Source organism: Arthrobacter sp. 10T425, from assembly GCF_056393985.1.
The window spans coordinates 244,533-262,969 of the sequence record NZ_JBFTGZ010000001.1; the positions used below are offsets into that span (position 1 = coordinate 244,533).

The 18,437-nt window shown below is 67.3% G+C and carries 15 protein-coding genes; 11 read left to right on the top strand and 4 right to left on the bottom strand.

What is annotated here, in order from left to right:
* Window positions 1-25 precede the first annotated feature (25 nt).
* The 9 genes from pdxT to AC1DDH_RS01235 all read left to right on the top strand — a co-directional run bounded on the left by pdxT (window position 26) and on the right by AC1DDH_RS01235 (window position 10,072).
* Complete coding sequence (gene pdxT / locus AC1DDH_RS01195; protein ID WP_476954684.1) at window positions 26-727, top strand: pyridoxal 5'-phosphate synthase glutaminase subunit PdxT; 702 nt, start codon at window positions 26-28, stop codon at window positions 725-727.
* A 3-nt stretch (window positions 728-730) separates the two neighbouring features.
* Entirely contained in the window at window positions 731-1,486 is a 756-nt protein-coding gene (locus AC1DDH_RS01200) for a YebC/PmpR family DNA-binding transcriptional regulator (protein WP_223916716.1), read from the top strand.
* A gap of 49 nt (window positions 1,487-1,535) precedes the next feature.
* Window positions 1,536-2,114 carry a crossover junction endodeoxyribonuclease RuvC gene (gene ruvC / locus AC1DDH_RS01205; protein ID WP_079554348.1) on the top strand — a complete coding sequence of 193 codons (579 nt, stop codon included), beginning with the start codon at window positions 1,536-1,538 and terminating at the stop codon, window positions 2,112-2,114.
* Between the two features lie 125 nt (window positions 2,115-2,239).
* Complete coding sequence (gene ruvA / locus AC1DDH_RS01210; RefSeq protein ID WP_476954685.1) at window positions 2,240-2,884, top strand: Holliday junction branch migration protein RuvA; 645 nt, start codon at window positions 2,240-2,242, stop codon at window positions 2,882-2,884.
* Entirely contained in the window at window positions 2,877-4,001 is a 1,125-nt protein-coding gene (gene ruvB, locus AC1DDH_RS01215; protein ID WP_476871604.1) for a Holliday junction branch migration DNA helicase RuvB, read from the top strand. Before ruvA ends, ruvB begins: the two co-directional genes overlap by 8 nt.
* A 214-nt stretch (window positions 4,002-4,215) precedes the next feature.
* Window positions 4,216-4,638: a preprotein translocase subunit YajC gene (gene yajC, locus AC1DDH_RS01220; protein WP_476849317.1), complete on the top strand. Its 423-nt coding sequence runs from the start codon at window positions 4,216-4,218 to the stop codon at window positions 4,636-4,638.
* A gap of 104 nt (window positions 4,639-4,742) precedes the next feature.
* Complete coding sequence (secD, locus tag AC1DDH_RS01225; RefSeq protein ID WP_476849316.1) at window positions 4,743-6,518, top strand: protein translocase subunit SecD; 1,776 nt, start codon at window positions 4,743-4,745, stop codon at window positions 6,516-6,518.
* The gene (gene secF / locus AC1DDH_RS01230; RefSeq protein WP_230008622.1) at window positions 6,519-7,538 is read left to right on the top strand and encodes a protein translocase subunit SecF; all 1,020 of its coding nucleotides are present in this window, start codon (window positions 6,519-6,521) and stop codon (window positions 7,536-7,538) included.
* Between the two features lie 215 nt (window positions 7,539-7,753).
* A complete protein-coding gene (locus tag AC1DDH_RS01235; protein WP_476849343.1) occupies window positions 7,754-10,072 on the top strand; it encodes a RelA/SpoT family protein in 2,319 nt (772 codons plus the stop codon).
* 40 nt (window positions 10,073-10,112) lie between these two features.
* On the opposite strand, the gene AC1DDH_RS01240 is transcribed toward AC1DDH_RS01235, so the two are convergent.
* From AC1DDH_RS01240 to AC1DDH_RS01250, 3 genes are all read right to left on the bottom strand, one after another.
* Window positions 10,113-10,793 carry a hypothetical protein gene (locus tag AC1DDH_RS01240; RefSeq protein ID WP_476954686.1) on the bottom strand — a complete coding sequence of 227 codons (681 nt, stop codon included), beginning with the start codon at window positions 10,791-10,793 and terminating at the stop codon, window positions 10,113-10,115.
* Window positions 10,794-10,909: 116 nt separating this feature from the next.
* Window positions 10,910-12,577 (bottom strand): DUF349 domain-containing protein, encoded by a 1,668-nt coding sequence (locus AC1DDH_RS01245; RefSeq protein ID WP_476954687.1) that lies wholly within the window; start codon window positions 12,575-12,577, stop codon window positions 10,910-10,912.
* Window positions 12,578-12,638: 61 nt separating this feature from the next.
* Entirely contained in the window at window positions 12,639-13,445 is an 807-nt protein-coding gene (locus AC1DDH_RS01250; protein ID WP_476954688.1) for a peptidylprolyl isomerase, read from the bottom strand.
* 279 nt (window positions 13,446-13,724) lie between these two features.
* Here AC1DDH_RS01250 and hisS point away from each other — a divergent pair, with 279 nt between their 5' ends.
* Complete coding sequence (hisS, locus tag AC1DDH_RS01255; protein WP_476954689.1) at window positions 13,725-15,065, top strand: histidine--tRNA ligase; 1,341 nt, start codon at window positions 13,725-13,727, stop codon at window positions 15,063-15,065.
* Here the strand turns inward: hisS and AC1DDH_RS01260 are convergent.
* Window positions 15,062-16,441, bottom strand: a complete 1,380-nt coding sequence (locus AC1DDH_RS01260; RefSeq protein WP_476849311.1) for an APC family permease — start codon at window positions 16,439-16,441, stop codon at window positions 15,062-15,064. The genes hisS and AC1DDH_RS01260 overlap by 4 nt on opposite strands.
* Before the next feature lie 123 nt (window positions 16,442-16,564).
* On the opposite strand from AC1DDH_RS01260, the gene aspS reads away from it, so the two are divergent.
* On the top strand, window positions 16,565-18,349 hold the full coding sequence (aspS, locus tag AC1DDH_RS01265) for an aspartate--tRNA ligase (RefSeq protein ID WP_476849310.1): 1,785 nt from the start codon (window positions 16,565-16,567) through the stop codon (window positions 18,347-18,349).
* Window positions 18,350-18,437: the final 88 nt, after the last annotated feature.

Genomic DNA, 18,437 nt, shown 5'->3' on the forward strand with positions numbered 1-18,437 from the left:
AGGCGCAGAGCATTATGCTGTGGGGATGACCACCCCCTCTTTTTCCCCTGAATCCCGCGTGGGAACGGGGCTCCGGATCGGCGTCCTGGCGCTGCAGGGCGATTTCCGGGAGCATCTGCATGCCGTGGAAGCCGCCGGCGCCGCCGGCGTCGGGATCCGGCGTCCCGCCGAACTCGACGGCCTGGACGGGCTCATCGTCCCCGGCGGCGAATCGACCACGATCGACAAGCTCTCCCGGATCTTCGGGCTCCGGGATCCGCTGCGCGAACGCATCCAGGCCGGCCTGCCCGTTTACGGCTCGTGCGCCGGGATGATCCTGCTGGCGGACGAGATCGCGGACCCGGCGAAGGACCTGGCCGGAAACCCGCAGCAGACGTTCGGCGGACTCGACATCACCGTGCGCCGCAACGCCTTCGGCCGGCAGCGCGAGTCCTTCGAGACGGACCTGGACTTCATGGGGTTAGGGTTCAGCGCCGCGGGCGGGGCAGTGGCCCCGGTCCACGCCGTCTTTATCCGCGGGCCCTGGGTGGAGCGCGTCGGCGACGGCGTCGAAGTCCTTGCCCAGGTGGAACCGTCCAAAGCCGGCCACCCCGAATCCCTGGACGGGACGGCTAGAATTGTTGCAGTGCGTTCCGGCAAGCTGCTGGCCACCTCCTTCCACCCGGAAGTGACGGGGGAGAAGCGCGTGCATGAACTGTTTATTCGAATGATCAGAGGAGAAGCGTAAAGCATGTCAGGCCACTCCAAATGGGCGACGACCAAGCATAAGAAGGCCATCCTTGACAGCCGCCGGGCCAAGTCGTTCGCCAAGCTGATCAAGAACATCGAAGTCGCCGCGCGCATGGGCGGCCCCGACCTCTCCGGCAACCCCAGCTTGGAACTGGCCGTCACCAAGGCGAAAAAGACGTCGGTGCCCGCTGACAATATCGACCGCGCCATCAAGCGCGGCGCCGGGCTCACCGGCGAGGTCGTCGATTACACCGAAATCATGTACGAGTGCCGCGGCCCGCAGGGTTCCGCGCTGCTGATCGAGTGCCTCACGGACAACAAGAACCGTGCCGCCTCCGAGGTCCGGCTCGCCATCTCCCGCAACGGCGGCACGATCGCCGATCCCGGCTCCGTCAGCTACCTCTTCTCCCGCAAGGGCGTCGTCTCGCTGCCGAAGAACGGCCTGGCCGAGGACGACGTCCTGATGGCCGTGCTGGATGCCGGGGCCGAGGAAGTCAAGGACAACGGCGACAGCTTCGAGATCCACTCCGAGCCGACCGACCTCCAGGCCATCCGCGATGCCCTCACGGAAGCCGGCATTGAGTACGACACCGACGAGGCCGAGTTTGTGCCGTCCATGCAGGTGCCGCTGGACCTTGATGCCGCCAAGAAGTTCATGAAGCTGGTGGACGCCCTGGAAGAGCTCGACGACGTCCAGAACGTGTACAGCAACGCCGACCTCAGCGACGAAGTGCAGGCCGCACTGGAAGCCGAGTGACCCGCTCACCCAAACGTGACTTTTGGGGCCCGGTCTTGACGGCCCAACCGTGACGCTGCGCGTGTTGGGGGTCGACCCGGGCCTCACCCGTTGCGGGATCGGCGTTGTCGACGTCGAGCGGAACCGGCGGGCCACTTTGGTGGCCTTCGGCGTTGTGGGCACCTCACCCGAGGAGAGCCTGGACCAGCGGCTGCTGGTCATCGCCACGTCCATCGACGAGTGGCTGGACCGCTACGAACCCCAGGTCCTCGCCGTGGAGCGGGTCTTTTCCCAGCTCAACGTCAGCACGGTCATGGGGGTGGCGCAGGCCTCCGGTGTGGTCATTGCGGCCGCCGCGCGCCGTGGCATCCCGGTGGCTCTGCACACCCCGTCCGAGGTCAAGGCAGCCGTGACGGGAAGCGGGACCTCGAACAAGGATGCGGTCACCAAGCTGGTGACCAAGATCCTCCGGCTGGACGCGCCTCCGCGCCCTGCCGACGCCGCCGACGCCCTTGCGTTGGCCATCACCCACGCTTGGCGGGCCGGCAGCGGGGCCGCCGTAGCCACGACTGGGCCGGGCAGCCAGTCCCTCACTCCGGCGCAGCGGGCGTGGGCGGACGCGGAGGCAAAAGCGCGCCGTGCGCGCTGAATGTCCGGCTGTGACGCCGCGGGGCTTGGTAGGGTATTCGTAGATATGTTCGGATAGCCGGCGTGCCCGGCTGTACGTTCTTTCATCACCCAGTTGTAGACGCCAGTTAGACCAGGAGCCCGGCCTTGATCAGTTTTCTTCGTGGAACCGTTGCGCATGTTGGCCTGTCCTCCGCCGTGATCGACCTCAACGGCGCCGGCATGAGCGTCAACGCCACACCGCAGACCCTCAGCGGCCTCCGGGTGGGTGAGGAGGTAAAGCTATTCACGTCCCTGATCGTGCGGGAAGACTCGCTGACCCTGTTCGGCTTCGCCAGCGATGACGAACGCGAGGTGTTTGATGTGCTCCTCAGCGTCAGCGGAGTCGGTCCCCGCCTCGCACTGGCGGTGCTGGCCGTCCACGAGCCCGAAGCCATCCGGGTGGCCGCCCACTCCGGCGACGGCAAGGCCTTCACGAAGGTCCCCGGCATCGGACCGAAGGTGGCCGGCCGGATCGTGCTCGAACTAGCCGGCAAGCTTGTGCCGCACGGCACCGCCGGCGCGCCTGTCGCGGCCGTGTCCGCCGAATCCGTCTGGAAGCCGCAGGTGGTGGCCGCGATGACCAGCCTGGGCTGGTCCGAAAAGGATGCCACGGCCAGCATCGACAAGTCCCTTGCCGATTCCCCGGACCTCGCGGCGAACGGCAATGTGGCGGAGATTCTCCGCGCGACGCTGCGCTGGCTGGGCCAGGACGGCGCCCGCGCCGGGAACCGGGTAGGCGCGCGTGGCTGAGCCGTCGATCGTCGCCGGGGGAGAGGAACCGGAGGAGCGGGTCATCGAAGCCGCCCTGCGGCCCAAGAACCTGCACGACTTCGTGGGCCAGCACCGGGTCCGCAAGCAGCTCTCCCTCGTGTTGGAGGCCTCGCGCATGCGTGGGCGCAGCGCGGACCACGTGCTGCTCTCGGGCCCTCCCGGCCTGGGCAAGACCACACTGTCCATGATCATCGCCGCCGAAATGAACGTTCCGCTGCGGATCAGCAGCGGCCCGGCCATCCAACACGCGGGCGACCTTGCGGCCATCCTGTCCTCACTCTCTGAGGGCGAGGTCCTGTTCCTGGATGAAATCCACCGCATGTCCCGGCCGGCCGAGGAAATGCTGTACATGGCGATGGAAGATTTCCGCGTCGATATCGTCGTCGGCAAGGGCGCCGGCGCCACGGCCATTCCGCTGGAGCTGCCGCCCTTCACGCTCGTCGGCGCCACCACGCGGGCCGGCCTCCTTCCCGGCCCGCTGCGGGACCGGTTCGGTTTCACCGGCCACCTCGAGTTTTACTCCGTCGAGGAGCTGGAACTGGTCCTGCGCCGCTCCGCCGGCCTGCTGGACCTGAAGGTCAACTCCGCCGGATTCAGCGAGATTGCCGGCCGGTCCCGGGGCACGCCGCGCATCGCCAACCGGCTCCTGCGCCGGGTCCGGGACTGGGCGCTCGTGCACGGCATCGAGCAAATCGACGCGCGGGCGGCCTCCGCGGCCCTGGACATGTATGAGGTGGACAAGCGGGGCCTGGACCGGCTGGACCGTGCCGTTCTCGAGGCCCTCATCACCAAGTTCGGCGGCGGCCCGGTAGGCCTGTCCACGCTCGCGATCGCCGTCGGCGAGGAAACGGAGACCGTGGAAACGGTCGCCGAGCCCTATCTGGTGCGCGAAGGACTCCTGGGCCGGACGCCGCGCGGCCGGATAGCCCTGGCGCCGGCATGGACGCACCTGGGCTTCGCCATTCCGGCCGGCGCCTTCGGCCAGGACCCGCTGGAACTGTTCCAGGCCGACGAGCCGGGCGAGAGCCCGATCGGCGGGTCCGCTGGGGATCTCGGCGAAGAAACCGATCCTCAGTGGATCCGAAACAGCCGCTAGCACCGTTCTTTCAGCTTTTCCCTTTAGACTGGTATGACGCTCGGCACGTCCGGGTTTTGTTTCCGTGGGCGGAGAGCAGGTAGCCGCCGGCGGTCTGGGGGACGGTCTCGCGGCCAGTTTGTTGCGCAGACCCCTGCCCGCGCCGTCAGGAGCAAACGGACGTTGCTGAAAAACAGCTATGCAAGTACAGAACGGAACTTTCCCCTTGGATCTAATGACAATTCTCCTGTTCGTGATGCTTGGCGTGTTCGTCTTCATGATGTTCCGCCGCAACAAGAAAACGCAGCAGCAGCAGGCGCAGCTCCAGTCGAAGTTCGGCCCGGGCGTCGAGGTCATGACGAGTTTCGGGCTGTTCGGCCGGATCGTCGACATTGACGAAGCGGAGAACAAGGTCACGCTTGAGCTTTCCCCGGGCAACACGGCCACGGTGCACCGCCAGGCCGTCACCAAAATTGTGGAGCCGGTTGTCGCCGCCGAGGAGCCCACGGTCGTTCCCGACGACGCGTCCTCGCTGACCACCGAGAAGCTGGGTGCTGAGGGGACCGACGCCAGCGCCCCCGTCCACGACGCGCCGCGCACCGAAACGCCCGAGGAAACCCTGCGCCGCCTCAACGACGAAGGCAAAAAAGACAGCTAGTCTGCCTACCTGAGCTATCCCGCGAAGCAACGGTTGCGGGCATCCGTCGGCGGGGCCCAGAGCCCGCGCCGGCGGATCCGCCGTAAATAATAGAAAGATCGACAATGGCACGAACTGGCCCCAAAAACTCAGCCATCAGGATGCTGGTCTGGCTTGGCGTAATCATCGCCGCCATGACGGCTGTCCTGGCGGGCGGCACGATGGCCGGCCAGGCGGGCTGGGCTCCAAAGCTCGCACTGGACCTTGAAGGTGGCACCCAGATGATCCTGGCGCCCAAGGTTGAGGGCGGTTCGGGTATCACCGAAGACCAGCTCAACCAAGCCGTGGCGATCATTCGCCAGCGCGTGGACGGCTCGGGCGTTGCGGAAGCGGAAATCAGCACGCAGTCCGGCCGCAACGTCGTCGTCAGCCTCCCGGGAACCCCTGCCAAGGAAACCCGTGCGCTGATCCAGGCTTCCGCCGACATGAACTTCCGCCCGGTCATCCAGACCGGCCCCGGCGCAGCGGTCCCCGCCGCCTCCAGGACCCCGGATGCCCAGCTGCCGAAGCCGACAGCCGCGCCCGCCAACAGCAGCGACGAGAACTGGATTACCCCCGAGGTCTACAAGCAGTTCGAGGCCCTCGACTGCGACAACCCCTCCCAGGACAAGCAGCAGCGCTCCGACCCGACCAAGCCGCTGGTGACCTGCGAGCCGGCCTCGGCCAAGTCGCCGGCCATCAAGTACATCCTCGGTCCGGTGGAGGTGAAGGGCTCGAACATCAAGTCCTCCTCGTTCCAGCTGCAGCGCGGCGCCCAGGGTGCCGTGACCAATGAATGGGCCGTCAACATCCAGTTCGATGACGCGGGCACCACCAAGTTCAAGGAAATCACCGAGCGCCTGTACCAGTTCTACGCCGCCGGCGGCGGCCAGACCGGCTCGGATCCGAAATCCCAGTTCGCAATCGTCCTGGACGACCAGGTCATCTCCGCCCCGCGCTCCCTCGCCGTCATCACCGACGGCCGGCCGCAGATCACCGGCGGATTCACCGAGGAGTCGGCCAAGGCCCTCTCCGACCAGCTCCGTTTCGGTGCCCTGCCGATCAGCTTCGAAATCCAGAGCGAACAGCAGATCTCGGCAACCCTCGGCGGTGAGCAGCTCCGCATGGGTATGCTCGCCGGCGTGATCGGCCTCCTGTTGGTGTTTGTCTACTCGCTGTTCCAGTACCGGGCCCTTGGCCTCGTGACCGTGGCATCCCTCGTGATCGCCGGGGTGCTGACGTTCCTGGCCATCGCCATCCTCGGCTGGACCGAAAACTACCGGCTTTCGCTCGCCGGCGTCGCGGGCCTGATCGTGGCCATCGGCCAGACAGCCGACTCGTTCATCGTCTACTTCGAACGCATCCGCGATGAGCTCCGCGAAGGCCGCGGCCTGGTCTCGGCCGTCGAAAACGGCTGGAAGCGGGCCAAGCGCACCATCCTCGCGTCCAAGGCCGTGAACCTTCTCGCCGCCGTCGTGCTGTTCTTCGTGGCAGTGGGCAACGTCCGCGGCTTCGCGTTCACCCTCGGCCTCACCGCGATCGCCGACCTCATCGTCGTCTTCATGTTCACCCACCCCACCCTGCAGCTGCTGGCGCGGACCAAGTTCTTCGGCGAAGGCCACCGGTTCTCGGGCCTGGACCCGAAGCGCCTCGGCGCCGTCCCGCTGTACCGCGGTGCCGGCCGGGTCCGTACCCCGGAGGACAAGCCCGTGGCAGTGGTGCGCGCGAAGAACACCGGCGCCGCCGCCGAGGCAGAACGCCGGATGACCATTGCAGAACGCCGCCTCGCCGAAAAGCAGGATCAGGCACAACAGGCACAGCTCGCCGGTACCTCCAAGAGCGCGTCCAAGGAGGGCAAGTAAATGGTCAACTTCTCAACATTCGGCAATGAGCTGTACACGGGCAAGCGCTCGTACGACTTCGTCGGCTACAGGAAGCTGTGGTTCCTGATTGCCGGGATCGCCGTCGCCCTCTCCATCCTGATCCCGGTCGCCAAGGGTGGGTTCAACCTCGGCATCGAGTTCCGCGGCGGCTCCGAGTTCACGGTCTCCAACGTCAAGACCACCGAGGCCTCCCTCGGCGAGAAGGCCGTCAAGGACGTCGTGTCGGGATCCGTGCCGCGCGTGGCTAACGTCGCGGGTACCACCATGCGCATCCAGACGGACAAGCTCTCCGACGACGAGACGCTGCAGATTAAGGAAGGCCTCACCAAGGCCTACGGCGTGACCGATAACGAAGTCACCTCGACCTTCGTCGGCCCCACCTGGGGTGCGGACGTCACGAAGCAGGCGCTGATGGGCCTGGCAATCTTTGTGGGCCTGGCCGCCGTCCTGATGGCGCTCTACTTCCGGACCTGGAAGATGTCGCTCTCGGCACTTGTCGGCATGGCGGTCACGATGTTCGTGACCGCCGGTGTTTACGGCCTCAGCGACTTCGAAGTAACGCCGTCGGCCATCATCGGCTTCCTCACGGTGCTCAGCTACTCGCTGTACGACACCGTGGTGGTGTTCGACAAGATCCGGGAGAACACCTCGGACATGCAGGCCTCCACCCGGCGGACCTTCGCCGAAGAGGTCAACCTCGCCATCAACCAGACCCTGGTCCGGTCCATCAACACCATGGTGGTGGCCATCCTGCCGGTCGGTGCGATCCTCTTCATCGGGGCCGGGCTGCTCGGTGCCGGAACGCTGCGGGACCTGTCCCTGGCGCTGTTCGTGGGCATCCTGGTGGGCACTGCCGCCACGATCTTCATCGCGGCTCCGCTTTACGCCGCGCTGCGGCAGGGCGAACCCGACCTGGTCAAGCAGGCCAAACGGGTGGAACAGAGGCGTGCTGACGCGGCAGCCAAGGCCGAGTCGCCGGCGTCGCCCGCCACGGCCTGAACCGTCCCCAGCGGCCACAAACGGGCCGGAGACCGTCGTTTTCGACGGCCTCCGGCCCGTCGCCGTATCCCCGCCGGTTATCGAAGTATCCTGCTGCGGGAATACACTTGAATAATTAACCGGTCGCGAGAGGTGCTCCATTGGAAGAACGTTTGACGCCGGTGCCGGAGGCACCTGCGGACAAGGGCCAAGGCCAGGGTTCACAGACTGGCCTGGTGGTTCCCGGACGCCCCGATGTTCCCGTGCCGGTGGACAACTCCGGTGCCCGGCCCACTTTTCCCGGCCGGCGCGAGCGCACGAGGTCCCGCCTTGCCCGGCTGACGGGCCGTGGCACTCCGGCCTACTCGCCGATTTTGGAGCCGTTGCTGCGCACTGTGCGCGCCAACAACCCCAAAGAGGATTTCGATCTCATCCAGCGTGCCTTCGTGGTCGCCGAGCGCTGCCACCGGGGCCAGAAGCGCAAGAGCGGCGACCCGTACATCACCCACCCCGTCGCGGTGGCCACCATCCTCGCCGAACTCGGCCTCAGCGGCACCACGCTGGCCGCGGCCCTGCTGCACGACACCGTCGAAGACACGTCCTACACCCTCGCCGACCTCAAGACCGAGTTCGGTCCGGAAGTGGCCATGCTGGTGGACGGCGTCACGAAGCTGGACAAGGTCAGCTTCGGTGAGGCGGCCCAGTCCGAGACCGTGCGCAAGATGGTCGTCGCGATGGCCAAGGACATCCGCGTCCTGATGATCAAACTCGCCGACCGGCTCCACAATGCCCGCACGTGGCGTTTTGTCTCGGCTGAGTCCTCGGCCCGCAAGGCCCGGGAAACGCTGGAAATCTTCGCGCCGCTGGCCCACCGGCTTGGCATGAATACCATCAAGTGGGAGCTGGAGGATCTGTCCTTCGCTGCCCTCTATCCCAAGGTGTACGAGGAAATCGTGCGCATGGTGGGGGACCGGACCCCGGAACGCGAAAAGAACCTGGCTGTCATCCGCAACCAAATCACCGAGGACCTCAGGGCCGCGAAGATCAAGGCCACGATCACCGGGCGGCCAAAGCACTACTACTCGATCTATCAGAAGATGATCGTCCGCGACAAAGACTTCGACGACATCAACGACCTCATGGGCGTGCGCGTCCTGGTTGATTCTGTCCGGGACTGTTACGCGGCCCTGGGCGCGATGCACTCGCGCTGGAACCCCCTGCCCGGGCGGTTCAAGGACTACATCGCGATGCCCAAGTTCAACATGTACCAGTCGCTGCACACCACGGTGATCGGTCCCGGCGGCAAGCCGGTGGAAATCCAGATCCGCACCCACGAGATGCACCGGCGGGCCGAGTACGGCGTCGCCGCGCACTGGAAGTACAAGGACCAGCCGAACCGGACGGCGGCCGGCCCCGGCAGCCCGCGCGACGGCGACATGGGCTGGCTGCGTTCCCTCGTGGACTGGCAGCAGGAAACGTCGGACCCCGGCGAATTCCTTGACTCCCTGCGCTTTGAAATCAACGCCCGGGAAGTGTTCGTCTTCACCCCCAAGGGCGAGGTCATGGCACTCCCCGCCGGGTCCACGCCCGTCGACTTCGCGTACGCCGTGCACACCGAGGTGGGCCACCGGACTATCGGCGCACGCGTCAACGGCAAGCTCGTTCCGCTCAACAGCGAACTGAACCACGGCGACTGGGTCGAGATCTTCACCTCGAAGGCCGAAGGCGCCGGCCCCAGCCAGGACTGGCAGCACTTCGTCAAGAGTGCCCGGGCCCGGAACAAGATCAGGCAATGGTTCAGCAAGGAACGCCGCGAGGAAGCGATTGACCGCGGCAAGGACCTCCTGACCAAAGCGATGCGAAAGCAAAACCTCCCACTGCAGCGGCTCATGACCCACGACGCCCTCGCTGCGATCGCAGAGGACTTCAAATACGCTGACATCTCCGGGCTCTACGCCGGCGTGGGCGACGGCCATACCTCCGCCCAGTCCGTGATGGAACGCCTGGTGGAGAGCCTGGGCGGGAATGAGCACCCGGATGATGCACTCACCGAGGTCTCCATCCCCACCCAGGTCAGCAAGGCCCGGTTCTCCGATTCCGGCGTCGTTGTCCGCGGCGTGGACGACGTCTGGGTCAAGCTCGCCCGGTGCTGCACTCCAGTCCCGCCGGATCCGATCCTGGGCTTCGTCACCCGTGGCTCCGGGGTCTCAGTGCACCGGACCGACTGCACCAACGTGAGCGGCCTGATGGACCAGCCGGACAGGATCGTGGAGGTGGACTGGGCCCCCACACAGTCCAGCGTGTTCCTGGTGGAGATCCAGGTCGAGGCGCTGGACCGCAAATCGCTGCTCTCCGACGTCACCCGGGTGCTCTCGGAAAACCACGTCAACATCCTGGCGGCGAGCGTGCACACGTCCACGGACCGGGTGGCAATCTCCAAGTTTGCCTTCGAGATGGGCGACCCGAAGTACCTCAGCCACGTGCTCAGCGCGGTCCGCAGGATCGACGGCGTCTTCGACGTGTACCGCACCACCGGAAACCGCCGCCGCAGCTGACCCGGCAGTTCAGGCCTCGGTCCAGGCTTACTGGACGGGATCAATCTGGCGCCGCCGGCTCTGCCTCGAGGGCGGCGAGCTTCGCCAGGGCCGCCCGCTTGTGCGGAACGCGCGGACTCGCCTCCACGGCGAGCCTGAGCAGCCGCAGGCGGACGCCCAGCTCGGGACGAGCCAACAGCGCCCTGAGGGCCGGCACGGCCCGCTCCGCGTCCACGTGCATCGCCACGTCCACCGCCGTGCGCAGCGGGCTGGACACCATCAGGCCTCCCATGCTCACGACGTCGAACGGCCCCAGCCGAACTTCGTGGAAGGTGCAGCCGCGCACGGACCGCAGACTGGAAATCCGCCGGTTGGCGTCAACCAGCAGCGCCAGGCGGTCCGGTTCCGTGGCACACCCATAGATCCATGCCGCGGTCATCCGGCCCGCCACGACCCGCTGCCGGATCGCCGGCGCCACCACCAGGGCCGCGGCCCGCGCGCGAAGCTGCGGACTGGCATGGGACCCGGGCGGCAGGTAGCCGCGCTGATACAGCTGCGTCAGCACGCCGTCGGCGGCCATGGCCTGCAGCTCCGGCCAGGAGAACAGCGCGCCGGGGGAGTAGAGCTCGCAGTGTTCCGGCCCCGGACCTGGACTTGGAGTCCCCGGCACCGGAGCTCCCGGCACCAGGGCGTGCCGGCCCGGATCCGGTGGAGCGGTGGGAGCGCGGGGCATGATTACCATTCCGCCATCGTTCCCGGTTCCCCGGACATAGAACAGGCCCCGTACCGGTCATGTGGATAACCGAAACGGGGCCTGGACTGACCTGCTGGTGTACTTCGTACTGGGGTGCCGCGTGCCTAGGAGAGTTCGCTCGCTGAGCGTTCGAGCTGCTCCAGCCAGGCCTGGCGTGCCTCAAGGGCTTCCCGGGCGGCCTTGATCTTGCGCTCGTCGCCGGCCTTCTCCGCCTTGGCCAGATCTTCCTTGAGGCCGGCAATAGCGGCCTCAAGCTGGGTGAGGGCGCTGTTGGTGCGCGCCTTCGTCTCCGGGTTGGAACGCTTCCAGTTTTCGTCCTCGGCGTGGCGGACAGCGTCCTCCACCTTCCGCAGACCGGCTTCGATGCGGCCCATGTCGGCGCGCGGCACCTTGCCGGCCTCTTCCCAGCGGTCCCGGATGGACTGCAGCGACTTCTTGGCTGCCGCGAGATCCTTGATCGGCAGGAGCTCGTTGGCTTCCACCAGGAGCGCTTCCTTTACCACCAGGTTCGCACCGTACTCCTGGTCGATCTCGTCGTTGGCTGCCTGGCGGTTGGTGAAGAAGACGTCCTGGGCGGCGCGGAAGCGGGCCCACAGCGCGTCGTCGTCCTTGCGGCTGGCGCGGGGTGAGGCTTTCCACTCATCCATCAGGCGGCGGTACTCGCCGGCGGCAAAACCCCAGTCGGTCGAGGAGGAAAGGGCCTCGGCCTCGTTGATCAGCTTCTCCTTTGCGGCCTTGGCCGCCGAGTTGTTGCTGTCCAGCTGGGAGAAGTACGCGCGGCGGTGCCGGTCAAACACCGTGCGGGCGGCGCGGAACCGCTTCCACAGTGCGTCCTCGTTGCTGCGGCCGAGCCGGACGCCGCTCTTCTGGGCGGTCTTCCAGCTCTCGAAGAGTTCGTTCATCCGCGCGCTGGAGGTCTTCCACTGGATCTGCGCGGGATCGTGGCCGGCAATTTCCTCGGCCTCGGCCACGATGGCCTCGCGGGCGGCAAGCTCAGCGGCGCGGACAGCGTCGTGCTCGGCCTTCTCAGCCTTTTCCAGCTCGCCGATCTGTGTCACCAGAGCGTCCAGCCGGGCCTCGGCGGAGCGGATGTCGCCCACCATGTTCCGCTCGGCGAGCTGCTCGCGCAGGTGCGTGACGGTCTTCTGCATGTCCGCGGTGGGCGCCTTGGAGCTCACCCGCTGTTCCAGCAGGACGATCTGGGCCACGACGTCCTCGAACTTCCGGGCGAAGTAGCCCAGGGCCTCGTCCTCGCTGACACCCGGGTACTGGCCTACGGGGTATTCCGTGCCGTCAACGGTCAGGAAGACGTGGCCGTCGCCTTCAACGCGGCCCCAGCGGGCCGCTTCGGCCAGTGAAGCTGCGGAGGACACGGCCGCCGGGGCCGGGGCCGGTGCGGCCGCGGACGGCTTGGCCTTCGGCCGGCCGGCAAACGCTGCCGGGCTCGGCGCGGGACGCGCGGCCGGCGCGGGACCCGGCGTCGAAACCGGGGCGGCGGTGGCTTCAGCTTGGTCAACAGGCTCGGCCGTCTCCGCCGGCTCGGCAGGTTCTGCCGGAACGGGCGGCACAGTGGGCTCGGCAGGTTCTGCCGGAACGGTGGGCACAGTGGCCTCGGCGGGTTCCTCGCTGGTCGCGGCTGGGGCCTCGGGTGCCGCAGTCTCGCCGTCGGAGTCTACGGCAGCGCCTGCACTCTCGGCGGGGGTCGCCTCGGTTTCGGTTTCGTTGGCAGCTGCTGTTGCCAATGTTTCGTCGGATTTCTGACTGTCTGTCACCGCTAGAAGTCTTTCGCTTGGAGGGAAATACCGGGACCAGGGCCTTGGGGGCCGCGGCTGGTTACTTCAGTGAGAACGAGTCTATCGTGACTGGTTCCGCAGGTGCGCCGTCGGTGGCGTTGTCGCCGGGCTTCAGTCCGGCAACGGCAATACCGCCCACCACGTCGAGTCCAGAGGTCACCTTGCCCACCACCGTATAGCCCCCGGCGGCATCCGCTGGAATGACGGTGTCCTTGTACACAATGAAGAATTGGGTGCCGTTACCGTTGGCGTTCCCGCCGGTCCGGGCCACTGCGATGGTTCCGGCGGGGTACTTGTTGTCCGCCGGGGTGTTTTCCAGCGGGCCCCAGGTGTAGCTCGGGTCGCTGCTGCCGTCACCGGCCTTGGAACCGCACTGGAGTACGCCGAAGTTCTCCGCCGTGGTCAGCCGGTGGCAGCTGACGCCGTCGTAGAACTTTTGGTCGGCAAGGGATTTGAAGACCGCCGCGGCCTGGGGGGCCTTCGTGCCGTCGAGTTCGACGCCGAGCGTGCCGCGGTTCAGCTTGAGCTCGCCCGTGAACGTCTTGCCCGCGGCAGTCTCCGGCTTGGGGATGTTCGCGCCGTTCGTCGGGGCCGCTGTGGGTGAGGCGGATGCCGACGGGCTGTTCAGTCCCTCCTGCGCGGCCGCGAATTCCTCTTCGGTCGGGTTTGAGGCGAAGGCGGTCAGCTGAAGCACCAAGGCCAGGCCAATTGCGGCCGTGCCGGCGCTGATGGCGAAGACGTTGTCGCGCTTGCGGCGCTTGTCCTGGTCCCGGCGCAGGCCGCGCCTGGCCTCCATCTGCTGGACGCGCCGCTTCGCCTCGCGTGCGCTGCGTGAACTGGCCGCCAAAGGTCCTCCTGGTTGTATGGCCGCCACCATGACGGGGCCGTAGGCGCCGTCGCGGTAGCAGCAGCAAGCTGCCGGCAGTCCCGCAGGGTCCGGCTCCGTTGGAAGAAGCGGGCGCCGAACGCATAAACTGACTGCCGCACACAGTTTATGCACGACTGGCCGGTCTGCCGCTTATCTTCGTTACGTTTCGACAGAGAGAATGCCGCCTGACGCCCGCGCCCGAAGATACTGCAGTAGCAACGCGATACCGCAGTGGTAACCAGAGGAGAAAATTTCACCATGGCACGCACAGCCTCCCTGTCAGGATTCCCCGAGTGGCTTCCCGAGGAGCGGCTGGTGGAACTCCATGTGCTGGACACGCTGCGCCGGACCTTCGAGCTCCATGGTTTCTCCTCGATCGAGACCCGCGCCGTGGAGACGGTGGGCCAGTTGCTGCGCAAGGGGGAAATCGATAAAGAGGTCTACGGCCTGAGCCGGCTCCAGGACGATGAGGACTCCGCGGCCAAGGTTGACCCGCATGCCCTTGCCCTGCACTTCGACCTCACCGTGCCCTTCGCCCGGTATGTCGTGGAAAACGCCGGCTACCTGGCGTTCCCGTTCCGCCGTTACCAGATCCAGAAGGTCTGGCGCGGCGAACGTCCCCAGGAGGGACGGGCCCGCGAGTTCACCCAGGCGGACATCGACGTCGTCGGCGACGGCGAACTGCCGTTCCGGTACGACGTTGAAATCGCGCTGGTGATTGCCGAGGCGCTCAACGCGCTGCCCATCCCCGACTTCCTGCTGCGGATCAACAACCGCAAGCTGGCCGAGGGCTTCTACACCGGGATCGGCCTCACGGACACCGCGGGCGTCCTGCGCAGCATCGACAAACTCGAGAAGGTCGGGCCGGCGAAGGTGGCCGAGTTGCTCAAGGAGGAACTCGGCGCCACTGACGATCAGGCGCAGGCTGCCCTGAAGCTCGCGGGCATCCGCACCACGGACACGTCCTTTGTGGAGCAGGTCCGGGCGCTCGGCGTCACCAGCGAGCTGTTGGAGGAAGGCCTGAACGAGCTGGAGCAGGTCATTGCGGCCGCCGTCCAGCACGCGCCGGGACGGGTCGTCGCCGATCTCAGCATCGCCCGCGGCCTCGATTACTACACCGGCACCGTGGTGGAAACCGTCTTGGTGGGGCACGAGCAGCTGGGCTCGATCTGCTCCGGCGGCCGCTACGACGCCCTGGCGAGCAAGGGCAACCGCAAGTTCCCCGGCGTCGGCCTCTCGATCGGCGTGACCCGGCTGGTGTCGCGGATACTGAGCCAGGACCTGGCCAAAGCCACCCGCTCCGTGCCGACCGCCGTGCTGGTGACGCTCAACAACGACGACAGCTGGGCCGCCGCACAGGATGTCGCCGCGCAGCTGCGCAGCCGGGGCATCGCCACGGAGGTCGCCGCGAAGGCCGAGAAGTTCGGCAAGCAGATCAAGTTCGCCGACCGTCGCGGCATTCCGTTTGTCTGGTTCACTGACGACGACGGCAAGCACCAGGTCAAAGACATCCGCACGGGCGAGCAGTACGACGCCGACCCGGACTCGTGGACGCCCTCCGAGGAGGACCTGCACGTGCGCGTAGTCGCCGCGGGCTAGGACTTCCGGGCAGGCCCGTTAGTGTCCCGCGTCCTGCGCACCAGCAGGACGAGGAACCGCCCGGCCACCCCTGCCGCCAGCACCGCCGCCATGAACAGCACGGAGGCCGGCGGCAGGGTGACGGCCAGGACCAGGCAGCCGAGGAAGCCCAGCACATTGAGCCAGCGCGGCGCATGCCAGGGGCGGCCGGCCAGCGTGAAAGCCGCGGCGTTGGTCACGGCGTAATAGACCAGCACGCCGAAGCTGGAAAAGCCGACCACGGTCATCACGTCGGTGCTCAGCAGCAGGACCACGACGGCGGCGGCGACGGCCAGTTCCGCCGTGAACGGGACGGTGCGGGCGCGGCCCACCCTGGCCAGCGGGGCGGGCAGGTCCCGTTCCCGCGCCATCGCCAACGTGGTCCGGCCGACCCCGGTGATCAGGGCCAGCAGCGCGCCGAGGCCGGCCGCCGCCGCTCCGGCCTGGACGAACGGGACGCCGGCGCCGAGGCGGGAGACCGCCACCGCGTCCAGCAGCGGCGCCGTCGAACCCGCCAGCTGCTGCGGGGGCAGGTGCCACTGCAGCAGCGCGGCCAGGCCAAGGTAGATCACGAAGGCCCCGGCCAGTGCGGCCAGGATGGCCCGCGGGATCGTACGGGCGGGATCCTTGACCTCCTCGCCGAGGGTGGCGATCCGCGCATAACCCGCGAAGGCGAAGAACATCAGCCCCGCCGCGGGAAGGACGCCCCAGCCGCCGGAGGGCGGCGCGGGATAGGCCGGCGCCGCCGACACGGCGGGGGCGCCCGCCGGGTGCGGACCGAGCAGGGAGGCCACGGCGACGAAGACGAGCGTGGCCAACACGACGGCCAGCAGGATCCTGGTCAGCAGCGCGGTCCGCGTGATGCCGAGCAGATTAACTCCCGTGAGGACGACGACGCCGGCGACCGCCAGCGGCGTGGCATAGGCCGGCGCCACGTAGTGCCCGAACGTCAGCGCCATCGCCGCGCAGGACGCCGTCTTACCCGTGATGAAGCCCCAGCCCGCAATGAAGCCCGGCCACTGGCCGAGCTGCCGGCGCCCGTACACGTAAGTTCCCCCGCTGTCGGGGTACCTCGCCGCCAACTGCGCCGACGCGACGGCATTGCAGTAGGCGATGACGCCGGCCACGGCCACGGCAAGTGTCAGCAGCGGCCCGGCCAGGGCTGCGGCGGGGGAGAACACGACGAACACGCCGGCGCCCAGCATCGAACCCAGGCCGATTGCCGTGGAATCGAACACGCCGAGGCGGCGCTGCAGCCGCTGGGGTGGCCGCTGCGGACCAGGCCGGCCGCCGGGCTGATCGCGGTGCTGACCGGGGGGCTGGTCACCGGGCTGGGTTCCGTTGCGCCGGGTTGCCATGGCAAAAGGGGCCTTTCCAACGGGTAAACTCGAACGGGATCGTTCCCGTAGCGATCATATTAGAACGTCATTGTTTTGTTATCGCTTTTGATTTTCCCTCTGTCTTCTTCAGAAAGGCGTGCTGTGCTGCGCACACATGACCTCGGATCACTTCGCTCCGAGCACATTGGACAAACCGTAACCCTCGCCGGCTGGGTCGGCCGGCGTCGTGACCACGGTGGTGTCGCATTCGTTGACCTGCGCGACGCGTCCGGCGTCGCCCAGGTTGTGGTCCGTGAAGAAGAGGTCTTCCACGGACTGCGCAACGAGTATGTGCTGCAGATCGTCGGCACCGTCTCCCAGCGTCCCGACGGCAACGAGAACCCGGCGCTTCCCACCGGCGAGATCGAGGTCATGGCCGAGAAGGTCACGATCCTCAACACCTCGGATCCGCTGCCGTTCCAGATCGACGAACACGTTGAGGTGGGCGAGGAAGCACGCCTGAAGCACCGCTACCTGGACCTGCGCCGCCCCGGCCCCGCCCGTAACCTGCGCCTGCGTTCGGAAGCCAACCGGGTGGCCCGCGAACTGCTCCACCAGGACGGCTACGTGGAGATCGAAACCCCCACGCTGACCCGTTCGACGCCGGAAGGCGCCCGCGACTTTGTGGTTCCCGCCCGCCTGGCGCCGGGTTCCTGGTACGCGCTGCCGCAGTCCCCGCAGCTGTTCAAGCAGCTCCTTCAGGTGGGCGGCTTCGAAAAGTACTACCAGATCGCCCGTTGCTACCGCGATGAAGACTTCCGCGCGGACCGCCAGCCGGAATTCACCCAGCTGGACATCGAGGCCAGCTTCGTGGAGCAGGACGACATCATCCGTCTGGGCGAGAACATCGTCAAGGCCCTGTGGAAGCTGATCGACGTTGAGATCCCGACGCCGATCCAGCGCATCACCTACCACGACGCCATGGCCCGCTACGGCTCGGACAAGCCGGACCTGCGCTTCGGCCAGGAACTCACCGAGCTGACCGAATTCTTCAAGGACACCAACTTTGGTGTCTTCAAGGCGCCCTACGTCGGCGCCGTCGTCATGCCCGGCGGCGCCTCCCAGGCCCGCCGGGCCCTCGACGCCTGGCAGGAGTGGGCCAAGCAGCGCGGCGCCAAGGGCCTGGCGTACGTCCTATACAAGGAGGATGGCGAACTCGCCGGTCCCGTCGCCAAGAACCTCACAGAGACCGAGCGGGCGGGCCTCGCCGACGCTGTCGGCGCCAAGCCCGGTGACTGCATCTTCTTCGCAGCCGGCGAGAAGACCCCGTCCCGCGCGCTCCTCGGCGCTGCCCGCGTCGAGATCGGCCACCGCACCGGGCTCATCAACCCTGCTGACTGGGCCTTCTGCTGGGTCGTGGACGCGCCGATGTTCGAGCCGGCCGCCGCTGCGGTCGCCTCCGGCGACGTCGCCGTCGGCGCAGGCAAGTGGACCGCCGTCCACCACGCGTTCACCTCGCCCAAGCCCGAGTTCATGGACTCCTTCGACGCCGATCCCGAATCGGCGCTGTCCTACGCCTACGACATCGTCTGCAACGGCAACGAAATTGGCGGCGGCTCGATCCGTATCCACGAGCGCGACGTCCAGGAACGCGTCTTCGAGCTCATGGGCCTGGACAAGGAAGACGCCCAGACCAAGTTCGGCTTCCTGCTGGAGGGCTTCAAGTTCGGAGCCCCTCCGCACGGCGGCATCGCCTTCGGCTGGGACCGCGTGGTTGCCCTGTTGGCCGGTGTGGAGTCCATCCGCGACGTCATCGCGTTCCCGAAGTCCGGCGGCGGCTTCGACCCGCTGACCCAGGCTCCCGCTCCCATCACGGCGCAGCAGCGCAAGGAAGCCGGCGTCGACTTCAAGCCGCAGCCCAAGAAGCCTGAGGACGGCAGGGACTAGCCTTCGAGCTTCAGCGGCAGGGGCTCCCCGGGCAACCGGGGAGTCCCTGCCGTCTGTCATTAGTTGCCCGCATTCGTCCCGGACGGAG

Excerpts from the sequence above, each read along its gene's own strand:
- AC1DDH_RS01240 (WP_476954686.1), bottom strand. The coding sequence starts at position 10,793 with ATGGTAATCATGCCCCGCGCTCCCACCGCTCCACCGGATCCGGGCCGG.
- secF (WP_230008622.1), top strand. The coding sequence starts at position 6,519 with ATGGTCAACTTCTCAACATTCGGCAATGAGCTGTACACGGGCAAGCGC.
- yajC (WP_476849317.1), top strand. The coding sequence starts at position 4,216 with ATGACAATTCTCCTGTTCGTGATGCTTGGCGTGTTCGTCTTCATGATG.
- pdxT (WP_476954684.1), top strand. The coding sequence starts at position 26 with ATGACCACCCCCTCTTTTTCCCCTGAATCCCGCGTGGGAACGGGGCTC.
- hisS (WP_476954689.1), top strand. The coding sequence starts at position 13,725 with ATGGCACGCACAGCCTCCCTGTCAGGATTCCCCGAGTGGCTTCCCGAG.
- secD (WP_476849316.1), top strand. The coding sequence starts at position 4,743 with ATGGCACGAACTGGCCCCAAAAACTCAGCCATCAGGATGCTGGTCTGG.
- AC1DDH_RS01200 (WP_223916716.1), top strand. The coding sequence starts at position 731 with ATGTCAGGCCACTCCAAATGGGCGACGACCAAGCATAAGAAGGCCATC.
- AC1DDH_RS01260 (WP_476849311.1), bottom strand. The coding sequence starts at position 16,441 with ATGGCAACCCGGCGCAACGGAACCCAGCCCGGTGACCAGCCCCCCGGT.